Source organism: Caballeronia sp. 11_S32 (genome assembly GCF_056930355.1).
Map to the genome: position 1 here is coordinate 1,250,401 of NZ_JBXOWH010000001.1, position 16,738 is coordinate 1,267,138.

Annotated in this window: 16 protein-coding genes; 4 read left to right on the forward strand and 12 right to left on the reverse strand. The window is 62.7% G+C overall.

The window, feature by feature from the left end; translation table 11 throughout:
• Nucleotides 1–12 precede the first annotated feature (12 nt).
• Nucleotides 13–1,314, reverse strand: a complete 1,302-nt coding sequence (locus tag AC1Z32_RS05715) for a gallate dioxygenase (RefSeq protein ID WP_483477721.1) — start codon at nucleotides 1,312–1,314, stop codon at nucleotides 13–15.
• Nucleotides 1,315–1,611: 297 nt separating this feature from the next.
• Between AC1Z32_RS05715 and AC1Z32_RS05720 the strand changes: the two genes are divergently transcribed.
• On the forward strand, nucleotides 1,612–1,998 hold the full coding sequence (locus AC1Z32_RS05720; protein WP_483477722.1) for an ester cyclase: 387 nt from the start codon (nucleotides 1,612–1,614) through the stop codon (nucleotides 1,996–1,998).
• On the opposite strand, the gene AC1Z32_RS05725 is transcribed toward AC1Z32_RS05720, so the two are convergent.
• The 8 genes from AC1Z32_RS05725 to AC1Z32_RS05760 all read right to left on the reverse strand — a co-directional run bounded on the left by AC1Z32_RS05725 (nucleotide 1,995) and on the right by AC1Z32_RS05760 (nucleotide 10,354).
• Nucleotides 1,995–2,765, reverse strand: a complete 771-nt coding sequence (locus AC1Z32_RS05725; RefSeq protein ID WP_483478210.1) for an ABC transporter ATP-binding protein — start codon at nucleotides 2,763–2,765, stop codon at nucleotides 1,995–1,997. The genes AC1Z32_RS05720 and AC1Z32_RS05725 overlap by 4 nt on opposite strands.
• A gap of 17 nt (nucleotides 2,766–2,782) precedes the next feature.
• A complete protein-coding gene (locus tag AC1Z32_RS05730) occupies nucleotides 2,783–3,565 on the reverse strand; it encodes an ABC transporter permease (RefSeq protein ID WP_483477723.1) in 783 nt (260 codons plus the stop codon).
• Between the two features lie 10 nt (nucleotides 3,566–3,575).
• Entirely contained in the window at nucleotides 3,576–4,400 is an 825-nt protein-coding gene (locus AC1Z32_RS05735; RefSeq protein WP_483477724.1) for an ABC transporter permease, read from the reverse strand.
• Nucleotides 4,401–5,486, reverse strand: coding sequence for an ABC transporter substrate-binding protein (locus AC1Z32_RS05740; protein WP_483477725.1), 1,086 nt, complete (start codon nucleotides 5,484–5,486; stop codon nucleotides 4,401–4,403).
• 68 nt (nucleotides 5,487–5,554) lie between these two features.
• Nucleotides 5,555–6,493 (reverse strand): TauD/TfdA dioxygenase family protein, encoded by a 939-nt coding sequence (locus tag AC1Z32_RS05745; protein WP_483477726.1) that lies wholly within the window; start codon nucleotides 6,491–6,493, stop codon nucleotides 5,555–5,557.
• A 116-nt stretch (nucleotides 6,494–6,609) separates the two neighbouring features.
• Nucleotides 6,610–7,701, reverse strand: a complete 1,092-nt coding sequence (locus AC1Z32_RS05750; protein WP_483477727.1) for an NAD(P)H-dependent flavin oxidoreductase — start codon at nucleotides 7,699–7,701, stop codon at nucleotides 6,610–6,612.
• Between the two features lie 29 nt (nucleotides 7,702–7,730).
• Entirely contained in the window at nucleotides 7,731–8,645 is a 915-nt protein-coding gene (locus AC1Z32_RS05755; RefSeq protein WP_483477728.1) for a LysR substrate-binding domain-containing protein, read from the reverse strand.
• A gap of 197 nt (nucleotides 8,646–8,842) precedes the next feature.
• Nucleotides 8,843–10,354, reverse strand: a complete 1,512-nt coding sequence (locus AC1Z32_RS05760; RefSeq protein ID WP_483477729.1) for a CoA-acylating methylmalonate-semialdehyde dehydrogenase — start codon at nucleotides 10,352–10,354, stop codon at nucleotides 8,843–8,845.
• 111 nt (nucleotides 10,355–10,465) lie between these two features.
• Between AC1Z32_RS05760 and AC1Z32_RS05765 the strand changes: the two genes are divergently transcribed.
• The gene (locus AC1Z32_RS05765; protein WP_483477730.1) at nucleotides 10,466–11,407 is read left to right on the forward strand and encodes a LysR family transcriptional regulator; all 942 of its coding nucleotides are present in this window, start codon (nucleotides 10,466–10,468) and stop codon (nucleotides 11,405–11,407) included.
• Between the two features lie 74 nt (nucleotides 11,408–11,481).
• Here AC1Z32_RS05765 and AC1Z32_RS05770 read toward each other — a convergent pair whose 3' ends face one another.
• Nucleotides 11,482–11,793 carry a DUF4148 domain-containing protein gene (locus AC1Z32_RS05770; protein WP_483477731.1) on the reverse strand — a complete coding sequence of 104 codons (312 nt, stop codon included), beginning with the start codon at nucleotides 11,791–11,793 and terminating at the stop codon, nucleotides 11,482–11,484.
• Nucleotides 11,794–12,052: 259 nt separating this feature from the next.
• Between AC1Z32_RS05770 and AC1Z32_RS05775 the strand changes: the two genes are divergently transcribed.
• Nucleotides 12,053–13,291: an NAD(P)/FAD-dependent oxidoreductase gene (locus tag AC1Z32_RS05775; RefSeq protein WP_483477732.1), complete on the forward strand. Its 1,239-nt coding sequence runs from the start codon at nucleotides 12,053–12,055 to the stop codon at nucleotides 13,289–13,291.
• 4 nt (nucleotides 13,292–13,295) lie between these two features.
• Here AC1Z32_RS05775 and AC1Z32_RS05780 read toward each other — a convergent pair whose 3' ends face one another.
• The gene (locus AC1Z32_RS05780; protein ID WP_483477733.1) at nucleotides 13,296–14,192 is read right to left on the reverse strand and encodes a fructose bisphosphate aldolase; all 897 of its coding nucleotides are present in this window, start codon (nucleotides 14,190–14,192) and stop codon (nucleotides 13,296–13,298) included.
• Nucleotides 14,193–14,367: 175 nt separating this feature from the next.
• On the reverse strand, nucleotides 14,368–14,763 hold the full coding sequence (locus AC1Z32_RS05785) for a hypothetical protein (RefSeq protein WP_483477734.1): 396 nt from the start codon (nucleotides 14,761–14,763) through the stop codon (nucleotides 14,368–14,370).
• A 305-nt stretch (nucleotides 14,764–15,068) separates the two neighbouring features.
• Here AC1Z32_RS05785 and AC1Z32_RS05790 point away from each other — a divergent pair, with 305 nt between their 5' ends.
• The gene (locus tag AC1Z32_RS05790) at nucleotides 15,069–16,730 is read left to right on the forward strand and encodes a D-alanyl-D-alanine carboxypeptidase/D-alanyl-D-alanine-endopeptidase (protein ID WP_483477735.1); all 1,662 of its coding nucleotides are present in this window, start codon (nucleotides 15,069–15,071) and stop codon (nucleotides 16,728–16,730) included.
• Nucleotides 16,731–16,738 lie beyond the last annotated feature (8 nt).

The window sequence follows — 16,738 nt, forward strand, 5'->3', positions numbered from 1 at the left end:
CCCTTTGTTGACCTATTGCTTGCCCTTTTCCGCCTTGTCCCAGTCGAGCTTGCCCGCGCCCTTGCCCGCGACCGAGTACAGCGCGCCGGGCGCATTGCGTGTCTTCTGGAATTCTTCGAGCGTTTCGCCGCGCATCGCGGCATAGATATGCAGGTTAGATACGCCCGTCACCGCGCCGAGCTTTTCGAGCATGAAGAAGATCACGCCGTAATGAAGCAGCCCGCGCCAGTCGCGTCGGCGAATGAGGTCGCGCTCTTGCTCACTGAGGCCTGCAGCCTCGAAGCTCGCTTCCTCGTCCTTCTTGAACGCCTCGCGATGCGCGGGCTCGACCATGCGATGCAGATAATCGTTGATGCGATATGCGCGGACCGCCGTTTCGATAGAGAACGGATATGTGCCTTCGAGCTTCTCGACATCGGTCAGTTGCACGGCCATCTTCTGACGATGCCGCTCGACGATAGCGGGCTTCGTCTCGCTGTCCTCGCCTTCGTAGATCGCGGTCGCGATGCCGGCCATCGACGGCAGGTAATAGCTGCGATGCTTGCACACGACATTCGACGACAATGCGCCGCGCATCGTGAGCCACATGATCACTTCGGCGCCTTCGTAGCCGCCGAGCGCCGCGTATTCGGCGATGGTCATTTCCGCGAGTTGTTCGGGATCGCGCTCGAAGAGATCGAGGAAGCGCGCATCCCATTCCGTGTTGTTGAAGCCCGAGCGCTCGCCGTGCACCTGATGCGAGAGACCGCCCGTTGCGAGAATCGCAACCTTGATATCTTCCGGATAACTTTCGATTGCGCGGCGCAGCGCCTGGCCGAGCTTGTAGAACCGTCGTGCGCTCGGCACGGGCAATTGCAGCACGCCCATTTGCAGCGGCACGAGCTTGACCGGCCATTCGGGCTTGTGCGGGCACAGCATCGAAAGCGGCGAGAAGCAGCCGTGATCGAGCGGCTTGTTCTGGAAGAACGACATATCGAACTCGTCGGTCATGAGCGACGTGCCGATATGCGCCGCGAGCGCCGGATCACCTTTGATCGGCGGCAGATCGCGCGCGCCGCCGCCTTCGTCCGCGACGCGCCATTCCGGGCCCACGCCCAGCGCGAACGCGGAGTAGTGGTCGAAAAAGAACGACGTGACGTGGTCGTTGTAGATCGTGACGATGACATCGGGCTGCTTCTCCGCGAGCCAGTTCGCGACGGGCGCGAAGTTCTCGAAGATCGGCGCCCAGACGGGATCGTCGCGCTTGTTCTTGTCGAACGCGAAACCGATGGTCGGTGTGTGCGAGGCGGCGATGCCTCCGATGATCCGTGCCATGTGCGCTACTCCTTCAGAATGCGTGGCCGAGCGGGCTTGCTATAGGGAAACTGAAGCCGAAGGGTAGCGGGGAATGGCGCGTGGCGGGTGCTACGTGTTAACCAGAGGTTTGCCTGTCTGGACGGGGTTCCAGCATGGGGAAAGGCCGCTGGGGCGCGGCGGATCGAGCGATGTGCCGTGACCGCGTGACGGTCAGGCCGATAAATAAAACCGATGGCTCGTGAAGCAGGACGCAAGATGGCCGGTCCAACCCATGAGACCATGCGCGATACAGGGTCTATAACCGGAGCTATCGATATGAACGGAGCCGAGCTTACGGATATCTATCGCGGCTACATTGCCTGCCTTAACGCGCAAGACTGGCCGCGGCTCGGCACGTTCGTTCATGACGCGCTGCGCTATAACGGGCGGGCGCTGACCGTCGATGATTATCGCGAGATGCTGAGGAAAGACTTCCGGGAGATTCCCGATCTCTTCTTCGATATTCAACTGCTGATTGCCGAGCCGCCGCATGTGGCGTGCCGCCTTCGGTTCGACTGCACGCCGAAGGCGGACTTCATGGGTTTGCACGTCGATGGGAAACGCGTTGTGTTCTGCGAGAACGTGTTCTATGCGTTTCGCGAAGGGCGGATCGAGAATGTGTGGTCGGTGATCGATAAGGCGGCGATCGAAGGGCAGCTTTAGCTCACTTCCGTAAAGAACGTCCCCACGATATCGTCGCGCAACTTACCGACACCGCGATCCCCCACCTTCCGCGGCCTCGGCAATCCCACCTCGATTACCTCGCCGATTCGTCCCGGCCGCGCCTGCATCACCACGATCCGGTCCGAAAGCAACACCGCCTCTTCCACGTCATGCGTGACGAGCACCATCGTGATCCGCTCGTGCTCCCATATCCGCTGCAATTCCACCTGCAAACGCGCGCGCGTGAGTGCATCGAGCGCGCCGAACGGTTCATCGAGCAAGAGCAGGCGCGGCCGGTTCACGAGCCCTCGCGCAATCGCGACACGCTGCGCCATGCCACCCGACAACTGATGCGGATAATGCCGTTCATAACCGTTCAACCCGACGAGCGCGACATGCTCCGCCGCCGCACGCGCCTTCTCCGCCTTCGATAGCGGCGCGTTGCGCAACGCAACGGCCACGTTCTGCTCCACGTTCAGCCACGGAAACAGCCGATGATCCTGAAACACGATCCCGCGCGACAGGTCCGTCGTCACGACGCGCTCGCCGCCGAACTCGATCTCGCCTTCATGATCGCCATCGAGTCCCGCGATGAGCCGCAGCAACGTCGACTTCCCGCAGCCGCTCGCCCCGACGATGCTCACGAACTCGCCGCTCGCAATCGAAAGATCGATACGATCGAGAACCGGCGGCGCATCGTCGCCATTGAACCGCTTGCCAACATGCCGCAGCGTCAATCCGCTGTCTTGCTCGATTACAGTTACCATCGTCATCTGGATTCTCCTCAAGCTGCGCGCGATGCATCGAACCAGCGCCGCTGCACGCCACGCGCGAGCGCATTCAACGCCCACCCCGTCAAACCGACCACGATCACGCCGAACACGACGAGATCCATTCGAAACTGCTCGCTGCCATCGACGAGCGTATTGCCTATGCCACTGCCCGCGACGAGCAGATATTCCGCGCCCAGCGTCGCGAGCCACGAATAGATGAGCGCGAGATAGACGCCCGTGAAGATCGAAGGCAACGCGGCGGGCAACACGACATGCGTCAAGGTCTGCAACTTGCCGTAGCGATATGCGCGCGCCACGTCGAGCCAGTTCGCCGGCACCGCGCGAATGCCGTCGCTCGTATGCATCACGACAGGCACCAGCGCGGCGAGCGACAGGAACACGACCTTCGCGACATCGCCCAAGCCGAACCACACGGATATCAGCGGAATCCACGCGAAGAGCGACACTTGCTTGAACGTATTGAAGCTCGGGGCAATCGCGCGATTCGCGAGCCGCGATATGCCAAGCAGCGCGCCGAGCACGAGGCCGAGCGTCGTGCCGATGGCAAAGCCCGTCAACTCACGCGCAAGCGACGCCGACAACGCGCGCAAGAGCGCCCCGCTTCGAACTTGCGTCACGGCGGTATCCCAGACCTGCGCGGGCGAAACCATCACGCCGTGCCCCACTTGCGCGCCGCGCGACACGAACCACCACACAGCGAGCGCGGCGATCGGCGGCACGAGGCCGCGCCACGATCCCTTGAGGGTGCCCGCTTCCCAATCCAGTGTCGACATGATGTTTTCCTCAGTGGGTCCGGCCGCGCTGCAGCTTGCGCTCGAACGCATTGAGCAGACGATCCGCGGCATAACCGATCGCACCGACGATCAGCACCGCGGCGAGCACGAGATCGAGCTGAAACAGCTGACGTCCATACACGATCAGATAACCGAGCCCTTCCGACGACGCGACCAGTTCGACGACGACGAGCGTCAGCCACGCCTTCGTGAACGCGAGCCGCACACCTGTGCCGATGACCGGAATCGCCGAAGGCAAGGTCACGCGCGTAATGACTTGCCAGCGCGTATAGCGATACACCGAAGCCACTTCCTGCAATGCGCGCGGCGTGCCGCGAAAGCCTTGCAATGTCGAGAGCGTGACGGGAACGAGCGCGGCATGCCCGATCAGCAAATACTTCAGCGGCTCGCCGATCCCGACGACGATCATCAGGAACGGCAGCCAGCCGAGCACGGGCACCTGCACGATCGCGTTGAAGCTCGGCAGAACGTACGCCTCCAGCGTGCGCGACAACCCGAGCAAACCGCCCAGCGCGATGCCGAGCGCGACGCCGCCACCGAACCCGACCGCCGCGCGTGTCATGCTCGCGGACAAATGCATCCACAATTCGCCGGACTTCACGAGCGCGCCGAGGGTTTCGAAGACGAGCGCGGGCGGCGGCAGCACTTGCGCCGAGATCCAGCCATAGTGCGAACCCAGGACCCACAGCAACGCGCACACGAAAGGCACGATCCACGGCAACGCGGTCCAGCCGATCGCGCGCAGCGTATCGTTCGATACGGGCTTGCGTGCGCGATCCGCAGGCAGGAAAACACGAGTCAGGGCATTGGCCATTTACCGATTCTCCGCAAGACTTTGAGCGACGGCCTTGCCCGATGCGTCGAAACGCGGCCAGTACGCTTCGAGCTTCAGCGACTTCAACGCCTGATTCAAATACTTCGGCTCGAACCAGCCGTTCACGCTGACGGGCTGACGAATCAGGTTCAGGCGCAATGCATCATCGGCGACGGATTGATAACGTGCGACCAGAAACGGATCGATGAGCGGCGACATGCGGTCCTTCAACGGCTGGTTCGCATATTCGGACGCCCACGATTCCGTAGGCACGCCGCTCTTCGCCCACAACGCAAACAGCGCATTGCGATTGGCTTCGTCGGAAGACCATTGCGCTGCCTGAACGACCGCTGTCACGACCTTCTGCACCGTGTCCGGATGCGCACGCTCGAAATCTTCGAGCACCAGCAGATGCGCCTGTCGCGTGAGTTGCAGGCCATCGTCGCGCGATGCATAGACGATCTTCGCGAGCCCTTGGCGTTGCAGCTTGAACAGCGAGTAATCGAGGAACACGGCGTCGACGCCCTTCGATGCGAGCGCGGCCTGTGCGGCAGCGGTGTCGAGATTGATCACGCGCAGATCGCGCTCGGTGAGGCCGTTCTGCTTGAGCACGTTATCGGCAACGAGTTGCAGATTCGTGCCGCGAAAAATGCCAACGCGCTTGCCCTTCAGATCCTTCACGCTCTTGATGTCGGAATCGGGCGGCACGGCGAGATACACGCCCGTGCGCACATTCGACGCCAGCAGCAAATGCGTCTTCAGGCCATTCGCGCGGCCGAGCACGGAAGGCAGATCGCCCTGATACGCAAAGTCGAGCTGCTTGTTCGCGAGCGCCTCGTTGACCGCCGGCCCCGCACCCTTGAAGAAAATCCATTCAACCTTGACGTGTTCTGACTGCAACGCATCTTCGACACGATGCTGCAATAGCGCGGTCGCCGCGGGCGAGCCGCCGAAAACAGGCGGATCGCCGCTGCCCTGTTGCGCGACGCCAATGCGCACGACCGAAGGATCGGCGGCATGCGCCGGACCGATGAGCGCGGCAACGAGCGCCGCCGCGCCGACGAGGAGCTTGAATCGTAGTGTCATCGTGCAATGAAGAAGAGTGGACCGCTGACGATGACGCTTCATCGCCAGTGCGTGCGATGCAAAGCGCTTCAGGACGCGCGCGTCTCCTGCCTGACAATGCGGCTCCTGCGTCCGTCGATGCCCACGGGAACATCGCCATGCACGGTCGCGCGGCGGACCACGCGATGTGCGTCGTCGTAATCGGCCACCGCGTAGTGCTGCGTCGCGCGGTTGTCCCAGATCGCGACATCGCCTTGCGTCCAGCGCCAGCGCACGGTGTTTTCGAGGCGCGTCACATGGTCGTGGAAGAGCTCGATCAAACGATCCGAATCGCGCTGCGAAAGGCCTATGAAGCGCTGTACGAAGTGGCCGAGCACGAGCGTGCGCTCGCCGGTTTCAGGATGCACGCGCACGACCGGATGCTCCGTTTCATAGAGCGTCGAGGTGAACTGCTTGCGATACTCGCGCTCGGATTCGGTGTCGGGCACGTTGCGTGTCGCCGCATAGTCGTAAGCGTTCGAATGCAGCGCCCAGAGCTTGTCGGCGAGATCGCGCAGCGCTTCCGGCAGGTTCGCATACGCGGCGGCCGTATTGGCCCACACGGTATCGCCGCCGGCGGGCGGAATCACTACGCCGCGCAGGATCGAGATTTTCGGATACGCATCGACAAAAGTGACATCCGTATGCCAGGAGTTCGCGCGCGTGCCATGCTTCGAATCGAGTTCGAGCAGACGGCTGCCGCTCGAAAGCGATGGCACGGTGGGATGCGCGACGGTCTCGCCGAAACGCGCGGCGAATGCTTCCTGCGCGGCGTCGTCGAGATGCGACTGGCCGCGGAAAAACAGCACCTTATGTTCGAGCAGCGCCTTGTTGATCGCGTCGATGGCGGCATCGTCGAGATCGGCGGAAAGCGTCACGCCGCGCACTTCCGCGCCGATTCGCCCGCCTATCGGGCGCACCTGGAACGGCTCATTCGATGTGACGGGCTGAAGCGTGGAATCGGCGGCAAGCGTGGGGGTATGCGACATCGAAAACTCCGTTGGTGTGCGTTTGTCGGATGCAGGCCGCATTCAATGCGACGGAAACATTGAAGCATCGACAGGACGTTCGACCAACGAAGCGTTTCGACTAAGCTTTACAGCGATCAGCGCGATGCATATTGCTGCAGGACCGCGATGCTTTCGCGCAGTTCCGCTTGCAGACGCGCCATCAACTCCGCCGCGGGCAATTCACGCACGAGCGCGGCTGCTTGTCCGGCCCATTGCGCGCCGTAACCGAACTCGCCTTTTGCCTTTGCCGCCGCGTGCAGCGACTTGCCGGCGTCGTAGGTGATGGGATAGGCGGGAATCGCGGGCGCTTCCTCGCTGCGGCCCAGTTCCGTGAACTTGTTGACGAGGCTGCGCGCCTTGCGGCCCGAGATTGCCGATGTGAACGTCGTGCGGTTCGACGCATCGCTCATAATCGCGCGACGGTATCCCGCATCGATCGATGTCTCCGTGCACGGCACGAACGCGGTGCCGAGCTGTGCGGCCTGCGCGCCCAATGCGAGCGCCGCGGCAATGCCCGCGCCGTCCATGATGCCGCCGGCCGCGATCACGGGTAAGTCGAACTTGCTCGCGAGAAGACGCGTGAGCGCGAAGGTGCCGAGATTGTCGTCGTCGGCTTCGGTGTCGAAGGTGCCGCGATGCCCGCCCGCTTCGATCCCTTGCGCGACGATCGCATCCATGCCCGCCGCCACGACCTGCTCCGCTTCACGCACATTAGTTGCAGATGCAATCAGTTTGATGCCCGCTCCGCGCAACGCATCGATATATTCCTTCGACGGCAAGCCGAAATGAAAGCTCACGATAGCCGGCTTCTCTTCGACGAACACCTCGAGCATGGCTTCATCTACGACGAAGCTCGTATAGATCTCGCTCAGCTTTTCGGGCGGCGTCGCGCCGTATTGCGCGAACACGGGCGCGAGCCAGTCTGTCCACGCCTTCTCCACGGCGCCATTCGCGGTCGCGGGCGCATGACAGAACACGTTGATGTTGAACGGCTTGTCGGTAAGCTCGCGCGTTTCGCGGATCACCTTGCGCGCGCCTTGCGCGTTCATCGCGCCGACGCCGAGCGAGCCGAGCCCGCCCGCGTTCGATACGGCTGCCGCCAGCGCGGGCGTGCTCACGCCTGCCATCGGCGCCTGAATGATGGGCGTGTCGATGCCGAGTAGCGATGTCAATGCGTTCTTGCTCATGGAGTTGCGTCCTTTAAACGTTGCATGGTTCAACGCGTGACGAGCTTCTCGACGATGAAATCGACGAAAACCCGCACGCGCGACGACAAATGCCTTGCATGGGGATACAGCAGGATGAACGGCCTGCTGCATCCACCGAAATCGGGCAGCACTTCGGTGAGCGTGCCCGCGCGCAAATGGTCCTCGACGGTGAAGCGGTAGATTTGAAAGAGGCCCGCGCCGTTGATCGCGAGCGGAATGCCCGCGAGCGCATCGCCAGATGTGCCGTAGCCGCCTTGCGTCGTCATTTCCACGGGCTCGCCGTTCTGCATGAATAGCCACGGCACGGGACGCCCGGTGCTCGGCATATCGAACTGAATGCATTCGTGCTCGAGCATGTCTTCGATCGTCTTCGGCGTGCCCTTGCGCTTCAGATAAGCTGGCGATGCCACCACGACGAGTTCCGCATCTTCGAGCTTGCGCGCGATGAGACCGGAGTCGCGCGGCGCGCGTCCGCGTATCGCGAGGTCGAAGCCTTCATCGGCGAAATCGATGTTGCGGTTGCTCAGATGCGCTTCGACCGTCACATCGGGATAACGCTTGCGAAACTCCGCAAGCAGCGGCAGCACGCGATAGTGGCCGTAAGGCGTCGGCATGCTGATGCGCAGCACGCCCTTCGGGCTGGCCTGCTGGCCGGTGGCTTCGCGCTCCGCTTCGGCAAGACGATTGAGCGCGTCGCGGCATTGCTCGAAGTAGCGGCGGCCCGCATCGGTCAGGCGAATCTGGCGCGTCGTGCGCACGAAAAGCCGCACGTCGAGGCGCTTTTCCAGCCGCGCGACGGAACGGCTCACCGCGGCGGGCGTCACGCTCGCGGCGGTGGCCGCGAGCGTGAAGCTGCCGAGCTCCGCCGCGAGGCAGAATAGCTCGATGCTGCCGAGAAGAAGATCGTCGAATTGCCGCTGCATGTCGGATGACCTGGCGTCATTGTCGGTGAATCTTCGCCGCTTGGAGTGGCGCGGTCAACCGACACCATTTCATTTGAGTTGTGACGCGCGGGAATGGATCGGCCATGCAAGGGCCCCAAAACGAATCGCCCGCTTCTTCCATTCAGGAAAAAGCGGGCGATATTCACACACTCAGCGCACCAGCAGCGATCGACGTTTTACTTTGCCGTCGGCATCGCGAACTCCGCGCCCTTCTCCGTGCTCTCCGGCCAGCGCTGCATGATCGACTTCTGCTTCGTATAGAAGCGCACGCCTTCCTCGCCATACGCGTGCATGTCGCCGAAAAGGCTGCGCTTCCAGCCGCCGAAGCCGTGCCATGCCATCGGCACCGGAATCGGCACGTTGATGCCCACCATGCCCACTTCGATGCGCCGGCCGAATTCACGCGCGACATGGCCATCGCGCGTATAGCATGCAACGCCGTTGCCGAACTCGTGCTCGTTGATCAGATCCACCGCTTCGCTGAAGTCCTTCACGCGCACGCACGCGAGCACCGGACCGAAGATTTCTTCCTTGTAGATGCGCATTTCCGGCGTGACGTGATCGAACAACGTGCCGCCCGTGAAGAAGCCGTCTTCGTGGCCCGGCACCTTGTAGCCGCGTCCATCGACAACGAGCTTCGCGCCTTCATCGATGCCCAGCTGGATATAGCCTTCGATGCGCTCCAAAGCCTGGCGCGTGACGATCGGGCCCATTTCCGCATCGTCTTCCATGCCGTTCTTGATCTTGAGTTGCTGCGCGCGCTCGGCGAGACGCGGCACGATCTTGTCGGCGACATCGCCCACCAGCACCGCGACCGAGATCGCCATGCAGCGCTCGCCCGCCGAACCGTAGCCCGCGCCGATCAGCGCATCGACAGCCTGATCGAGATCGGCATCGGGCATCACGACCATATGATTCTTCGCGCCGCCAAGAGCCTGCACGCGCTTGCCGTGCTTCGCGCCCGTTTCATAGATGTAGTTCGCGATCGGCGTGGAGCCGACGAAGCTGATCGCCTTCACTTGCGGATGCGTGAGCAGCGCATCGACGACGACCTTGTCGCCCTGCACGACGTTGAAGATGCCATCGGGCAAACCGGCTTGCTTCAACAATTCGGCCATGAACAGCGACGCCGACGGATCGCGCTCGCTCGGCTTCAGGATGAACGCATTGCCCGCCGCGATCGCCACGGGGAACATCCAGCACGGAACCATGCACGGGAAGTTGAACGGCGTGATGCCCGCCACGATGCCGAGCGGCTGGCGGGTCGTCCAGTTGTCCATGCCCGTCGAAACTTGCTCGGTGTAGTCGCCCTTCAGCAGTTGCGGAATGCCGCACGCGAATTCGATCACGTCGATGCCGCGCGACACTTCGCCCTGCGCATCCGAAAAGACCTTGCCGTGCTCGGCGGTGATGATCGCGGCGAGCTCGTCGCGATGCTTGTTCATCAGTTCGAGGAACTTCAGCATGACGCGCGCACGGCGGATCGGCGGCGTGTCGCGCCAGGCCGGGAACGCGGCTTTCGCGCTCGCGACGGCTGCATCGACATCCGCGGTCTCACCCAGCACGAGCTTGCGCGGACGCTCGCCCGTCGCGGGATTGAACACCGGCTGCGTGCGCGTGGCCGAGCCATGCGTGCGCTCGCCGTGAATGTAGTGGACCACGTCGGCCGTATCGTTGAACGCTTGCATCTTGTCTCCTTCACTGAATGATCTATCGATGGACACAGTGTAGGAAGCATCGCGTCCCGTGCAAAGACGCTATGATTGAACTCATTGTTTATATCGGCAAACAATCGGCTCATGGACGAGCAAAAGATCGAGGGACTCTGGACCCATTTGCACTGGCTCACCGTGCTCGCGGAACAGGGCAGCTACACGGCGGCTGCGGCGCGTCTGAACGTATCGAAAGCCGCGATGAGCCAGCGCATCGCCGAACTGGAGCGCGCGGCGGGCGTGCCGCTCGTCACGCGCACGACGCGCAGCGTGCGTTTTACCGAAGCGGGCCGCAGGCTCGTCGACGATACGCGCGAGCAGTACGAGCGCATCGCATCGAGTTTCCTGAGCGTGAAGGAGACGGCGGGCGTCGCGCGCGGCCTGATCCGCGTGACGGCGCCGATGGCCTTTTCGCGGCAGCAGCTCGTTCCGAGAATGTCGGGGTTTCTGCACGCGCATCCGGACGTGCGCGTGCAACTGGAAGCGTCGGACAAATTGAGCTCGATCGCGACCGAAGGCTTCGATCTCGCGGTGCGGCACAGCGCGCAGGTGCCTGACACGCATGTCGCGTGGAAGCTGTGCGATACGCATTCGGTGATCGTCGCGACGCGCGCATATCTGAAGCGGCGCGGCACGCCCGCGACGCCGAACGATCTCGCCACGCACGATTGCCTCGTGTATCCGCGGCCGCAGGCGTCGAGCATCTGGTCGTTCGAGAGGAAAGGCGGCCGCAAGAGTTCGACCGGCCCTTATACGCTGGCCGTGAGCGGGCCTTTCTCGGCGAATAACAGCGAGGTTCTGCGCGACGCCGCGCTCGACGATATCGGCATTGCGCTGCTGCCGGATTTCACCGCGCAGGCCGCCGTGCAGGCGGGCAAGCTCGTCGTGCTCTTGCCGGAGTGGCGCCCCGTTGGCGCGTTCGCGGATCAGCTCTTCGTGGTGCGGCCCTATGCGCCGCATGTGCCGCGCGCGGTCGCGCTTTTCATCGGATATTTGCGCGAGGCTTTTGCGGGCGGGTTTCCGCTCTAGCCTGCACGGCCGAAGGCATAAAAACAAAACGCGCCCGCTGTCTCGCGGGCGCGTCTTCTCAGACCCCTTGCTGCTTAGTGATGCGCAAACGTCGGGAAGACATCGGCTTGAACCGAGCGCGCGCCCGATTGCGCCGAACCTGCCGACACGCCGCCGTACGCGCTTTGCGCGGTGCCGTTCTGCGCCGCGACGCGCGCTTCAGCCGCCTGAATGTCAGCGGGATACTGCGAGTCGCTCACGAAGGCGGGGTTATAACCGGCCTTTTCCAGTTGAACGATCTCGGCGCGGACTTGCTCGCGCGTCACGGGTTGATTCGATTGCGCGAACGATGCGACCGGTGCGGCAAAAGCAAGGGCGACCGCTGCAATACCAATGAGCTTGTTCATGATTATTTCCTCCGTACTGAAGTTATCGAGTTGTCGCCCACGCTGCTGTGGTTGCTCGTTTGCGACCGTTAGAGAGAGTTTAAGTAGCGCTCTTCTTAGGGTAAATACCTAAATCACGAAATCACTTTTGGCGAAAACCCGACTAATCCAATAACGAACGGACAGAACCGAATTTGCATGTATCGGCTATAACCAAGAGGAAAGCACCACTGTTTACAGTATTGGTGACACGAACGATCGTTCATTCAGGGGAATGACCTTGAAACGAATCCTTGTGATCGGCGCGGGTTTCGCCGGTCTGTGGAGCGCGCTTTCGGCGGCGCGCAAGCTGGATGAACTCCATCGCAGCGATGAAACCGAGGTCGCCATCGTCAATCCGGCGCCCTTTCATAGCGTGCGGGTGCGCAACTATGAGCAGCCGCTCGATCCGACGCTCGTGCAGCTCGACACCGTGCTCGGGCCCGCGGGCGTGCGGCTGATCCAGGCGAAGGCGACGGACATCGACAGCGCGAACCGGCGCGTGACGATCGAACGCGAGGGCGCGCCTGAAGCGCTCGATTACGATCGGCTCATCCTCGCCGCGGGCAGCGTGCTCGTGCGGCCGCCCATTCCTGGCCTCGACCGCTTTTCATTCGATGTCGATACTTACGCGGGCGCGTGCAAGCTGCAGGCGCATCTGCTCACCTTGCCCGCGCTGCCCGACTCGCCCGGCCGCTATACGGCGGTCGTCGTCGGCGCGGGGTTGACGGGCATCGAGCTCGCGGCGGAGCTGCCCGCGCGGCTCTCCGAGATCGTCGCGGAAAGCGATCGCGGCCGGGTGCGCGTCGTGCTCGCCGACCGCTCGGCGACGATCGGCCGATCGATGGGCGGCGCGCAGCCTGTCATCGAAGGCGCATTGAAGACGCTCGATGTCGAGATGCGGCCGGGCGTGTCGCTCGAATCGCTCGACGGGCAGAGCGTGACGCTCACCGATGGCGCCGCGAGCGAGCGCATCGAGGCGGCAACCGTGGTCTGGTGCGGCGGCATGCATGCGAACGCGCTCGCGGGGCAATTGCCGGTCACGCTCGATCCGCTCGGGCGCGTGCCGGTCGATGCCTTCCTGCGTGCGGAAGGCGTGCCGGGCGTGTTCGCGGCGGGCGATTGCGCGCGCATCCTGATCGACGGCACGCGGCCATCGGTCATGTCGTGCCAGCATGGCCGGCCCATGGGACGTTACGCGGGAAACAACGCCGTTTGCGATCTATACGGCATCGAGATGCTGCCGCTTTCGATCGACTGGTACACGACCATCTGCGATCTCGGGCCGTGGGGCGCGGTGTACACGGAGGGATGGGACAGGAAGCTCGTCTCCCAGGGCGAGCAGGCGAAGGCGACGAAGCGCACGATCAACGCGGACCGCATCTATCCGCCGAACACCGGCGTGCGCGAGGATATCTTCCGGGCGGCGGCGCCCGTCGTGCAGACACCGCCGCCTACCGAACGCGCAGACAAGCGATAAAGAATCAGACCTTTTCGACGGACGCCGTATAGATTTCGCTGATCGACTCTTCGAGCGTCTTGTCGAACTCGCTTTCGCTCATCGGCTTCTTCAGCTCGTTGATGAGCGCACGCGAAAAGCTCGCGATCATGCCGTGGTTCTGCGCGAGCTTCTTGCACGCGTCGGTGCGCGTATAGCCGCCCGACAGCGCGACGACACGCACGACACGCGGATGCTCGATCAGCGGACGATAGAAATCCGGCTCGTCGGGGATGGTCAGCTTGATCATCACGCTGCTCGATTCCGGCAGCGCGTCGAGACCCTTCAGCAATTCGTCGCGCAGAATCTTTTCCGCGCCCTTCTTGTCCGGGCTCTTGATCGAGACTTCCGGCTCGAGAATCGGCACGAGACCATGCTTGATGATCTGCGCGCCCACTTCGAACTGCTGCTTCGCCACGGCGGCAATGCCCTTCTCGTCGGCCTTGTGGATCACCGAGCGCATCTTCGTGCCGAACACGCCGAGCTTCACGGCGCGCGCGAGAAGATCATCGAGGCCGGGAATCGGCTTCATGATCTGGACGCCGTCCGCTTCGGCTTCGAGACCCTTGTCGACCTTCAGGAACGGCACGACGCCGCGATCTTCCCAAAGGAAGGTGGGAACCGGCTTGCCGTCCGCTTCGCCGTCCATCGTGCGCTCGAACAGAATCGCGCCGATCACCTTATCGCCCGTGAACGAAGGCGCGGTCATGATGCGCACGCGCATTTCATGCATCAGCTTGAACATCTCGGCGTCGCCGTTATAGGCGTCGTCCGGAATTCCATATTGCCGCAGCGCGCCAGGCGTCGATCCGCCGCTCTGATCCAGAGCAGCGATGAAACCATTCTTCTCAGCCATCTGCGCGAGCATCTTTTCGTTAGCCACGAACATTTCCTCCTCGAAGTTCAAACACCGGACTGTGTGCGTGCACGGTCCGGGCTTATGGTTCAGCTTTTGCAAGTGTAATGGTTTTGATGCGTGCTCAAGTCGTGCAAATCCGCCATTTGCGCGCAAATGGGGCGTTATCGTGCGTTGGCGCACGGCCCGGCATGGAAAAAACTCATGAAGCGGCGGAGTTGAGATCCCCCGCATTTCCGGAGCGCCAGACGATGTTCAGCGCGCGGCGCATAAAAGATGGCGCGCGTTCGAAGTCCGTGGCTTGCGGCATTTGCGCATGATCGTTCGATGTTTCCGCCACGGCTTCGAAGGTCTCGACGACCTCCGTCTCTCGTGAGGGCGCAAGCTTCTCTCGCGCATCGCCGCAGCGCTGGTTCAGCACGCGGCGCATCTCGGGGTCGTCGATGAGCGCTTGCGCTGTCGCCATGCCGCGCTCGAATTGCAGCGCATAGGCGATATCGGTGAAATCCTCATAGCGGCCGCTATCGGCCAGCTCGTACGCCAGTTCGAGTGTGCGCTGGCGTTTCCATGCGTCGAGATCGTCGTGGCTTGTGCTCACAGATGCCCTCTTCTTCGCGATGAGGTGCCAAAGATGTTAGCCCGTGCCGCAGCGAATCGGCGTTGTCCCGCCACAACATGCGCAAGAAAGACGCGCGAGAAATCGTACAAAAAGCGCTTGCCTAAAGCACTCGATTCGCGATAGTCCTTGCTTGACACGGCTCGTCCACGGTATTTAATTCACTCACCCGCGGCTTTCAAGAAAGCGCGCGGCCGCCGACATTTCCTGTCTGCGCTGTGAAGCTGTCCCGACGTATGGATGTTCGCTCCATGCGGAGCGCGATGTGCCTTTATCGGAGCCGCGTCATGAACCCGCTTTCAGGAAGTCCGGCACGCCTTGCCGCTCTCGTCATTCCGTGCGCGCTCGCCGCGCTGATGGTATCCATCGCCGCATGCGGCGGCTCGGATTCCGACAATACTTCCGTGCCCGACGAAATCACGCAGGTAATGCAAAAGCCCATGTATCAGGGCTCGACGTGGGCATTGCGCGTCGTCGACGTGAATTCGGGCGATGTCGTCTACGACATGAATTCGAACGCGCAGCTCTATGTCGGTTCGGTGCGCAAGCTCTTTTCGCTCGGCGCACTGCTCGATCAGTATGGCGCGGCACATCAGTTCCAGACGCCGGTGTATCGCACGGGCGCGGTCGATTCGAGCGGCACGCTCAACGGCAATCTGGTGCTCGTCGCGAGCGGCGATCTCTCGATGGGCGGACGCACGAACGCCGACGGCACGCTCGCCTGGACAAACTTCGACCACAACGAAGCAAACAATCTCGGCAACGCGCAGATCACCGCGCCCGATCCTCTCGCAGGCTACGCCGGGCTCGCAGCGGAGGTGGCGTCAAAGGGCATCAGGAAGATCAACGGCGACGTCGTGATCGACGACCGCCTTTTCGAGCCCTTCAATTTCCGCGACGAGTTCTTTGTGCGGCCGATCTTCGTGAACGACGACGTGGTCGATGTGCTCATCGGACAAGGCGGCGCGGGTTCGTCGACGCCGGTGAGCTATCGGCCGATGTCCACCGCGTTCACCGTGCAGTCCACGCTGATGACCGGCGCCGCCGGCACAGCCGACACCGTCAAGCTCACGCCGGAATTCCCCACCTGCTTCGGCGCGCTGAACTGCAGCGGCCTGCTCAGCGGGAACATTCCCGCTGATTTCGTTCCGCCGATCGTGCCCAGCTTCCCGCTGGTCCAGACGTTCCGCATCACGCAGCCATCGAACTATGCGCGCACGGTGTTCATCGAGGCGTTGGCGCGCGCGGGCGTGACTGTCGCCGCGCCCGCCGTCGCAAACAATCCGGTGCAACTGCTGCCCGCGAAGAACGCGTATTCCGCCGATACGCGCGTCGCGCAGCTCACGTCGCAGGTGTTCAGCGAGTATTCGAAGTGGATCCTGAAGGTCAGCTACAACATCGGGGCGGACACGAGCCTGATGCTGTTCGGCCTCGCGAGCAACGGCTCGACCACGCTGACCGCGGCGCTGGCGGCGGAAAATGCCACGCTTTCGAATTCGCCATTCAACGTGCCGATGAGCCAGACGCATTTCATCGACGGCAGCGGCGGCGGCGAGACCACGGCGACGCCGGTCGCGGTCATCGCGATGCTACGCGCGATGAACAACCGCCCGTCCTTCCCGGCGTACCGGGATTCGCTGCCATTCCTGGGTATCGACGGCTCGCTCGCGAGCACGACCGCCTTCGAAAGCGATCCGACGCTAGCGGGCGCGAAAGGCAAGGTCTACGCGAAGACGGGCACCTACGCGGCGGGCACGATTGGGCCGAACGGCCAGCCGCAGATCACGCTGAAGGGACAGGCGCTCGCGGGCTATGTCGATGCGAAGAGCGGCCGGCGGCTCGCGTTCGCGCTCGTCGTGAACAATGTGCCGATCGCCAATGTGCCGCAGATCGTCAATGTGTTCAACGACCAGGGCACGATCTCCGCGATCCTCTGGAAGCTGCAGTAGTAGACAGC

What these genes read in the sequence shown, in the direction of transcription:
- AC1Z32_RS05715 (WP_483477721.1), bottom strand. Translation starts at nt 1,314, where the DNA reads ATGGCACGGATCATCGGAGGCATCGCCGCCTCGCACACACCGACCATC.
- AC1Z32_RS05720 (WP_483477722.1), top strand. Translation starts at nt 1,612, where the DNA reads ATGAACGGAGCCGAGCTTACGGATATCTATCGCGGCTACATTGCCTGC.
- AC1Z32_RS05725 (WP_483478210.1), bottom strand. Translation starts at nt 2,765, where the DNA reads ATGGTAACTGTAATCGAGCAAGACAGCGGATTGACGCTGCGGCATGTT.
- AC1Z32_RS05730 (WP_483477723.1), bottom strand. Translation starts at nt 3,565, where the DNA reads ATGTCGACACTGGATTGGGAAGCGGGCACCCTCAAGGGATCGTGGCGC.
- AC1Z32_RS05735 (WP_483477724.1), bottom strand. Translation starts at nt 4,400, where the DNA reads ATGGCCAATGCCCTGACTCGTGTTTTCCTGCCTGCGGATCGCGCACGC.
- AC1Z32_RS05740 (WP_483477725.1), bottom strand. Translation starts at nt 5,486, where the DNA reads ATGACACTACGATTCAAGCTCCTCGTCGGCGCGGCGGCGCTCGTTGCC.
- AC1Z32_RS05745 (WP_483477726.1), bottom strand. Translation starts at nt 6,493, where the DNA reads ATGTCGCATACCCCCACGCTTGCCGCCGATTCCACGCTTCAGCCCGTC.
- AC1Z32_RS05750 (WP_483477727.1), bottom strand. Translation starts at nt 7,701, where the DNA reads ATGAGCAAGAACGCATTGACATCGCTACTCGGCATCGACACGCCCATC.
- AC1Z32_RS05755 (WP_483477728.1), bottom strand. Translation starts at nt 8,645, where the DNA reads ATGCAGCGGCAATTCGACGATCTTCTTCTCGGCAGCATCGAGCTATTC.
- AC1Z32_RS05760 (WP_483477729.1), bottom strand. Translation starts at nt 10,354, where the DNA reads ATGCAAGCGTTCAACGATACGGCCGACGTGGTCCACTACATTCACGGC.
- AC1Z32_RS05765 (WP_483477730.1), top strand. Translation starts at nt 10,466, where the DNA reads ATGGACGAGCAAAAGATCGAGGGACTCTGGACCCATTTGCACTGGCTC.
- AC1Z32_RS05770 (WP_483477731.1), bottom strand. Translation starts at nt 11,793, where the DNA reads ATGAACAAGCTCATTGGTATTGCAGCGGTCGCCCTTGCTTTTGCCGCA.
- AC1Z32_RS05790 (WP_483477735.1), top strand. Translation starts at nt 15,069, where the DNA reads ATGAACCCGCTTTCAGGAAGTCCGGCACGCCTTGCCGCTCTCGTCATT.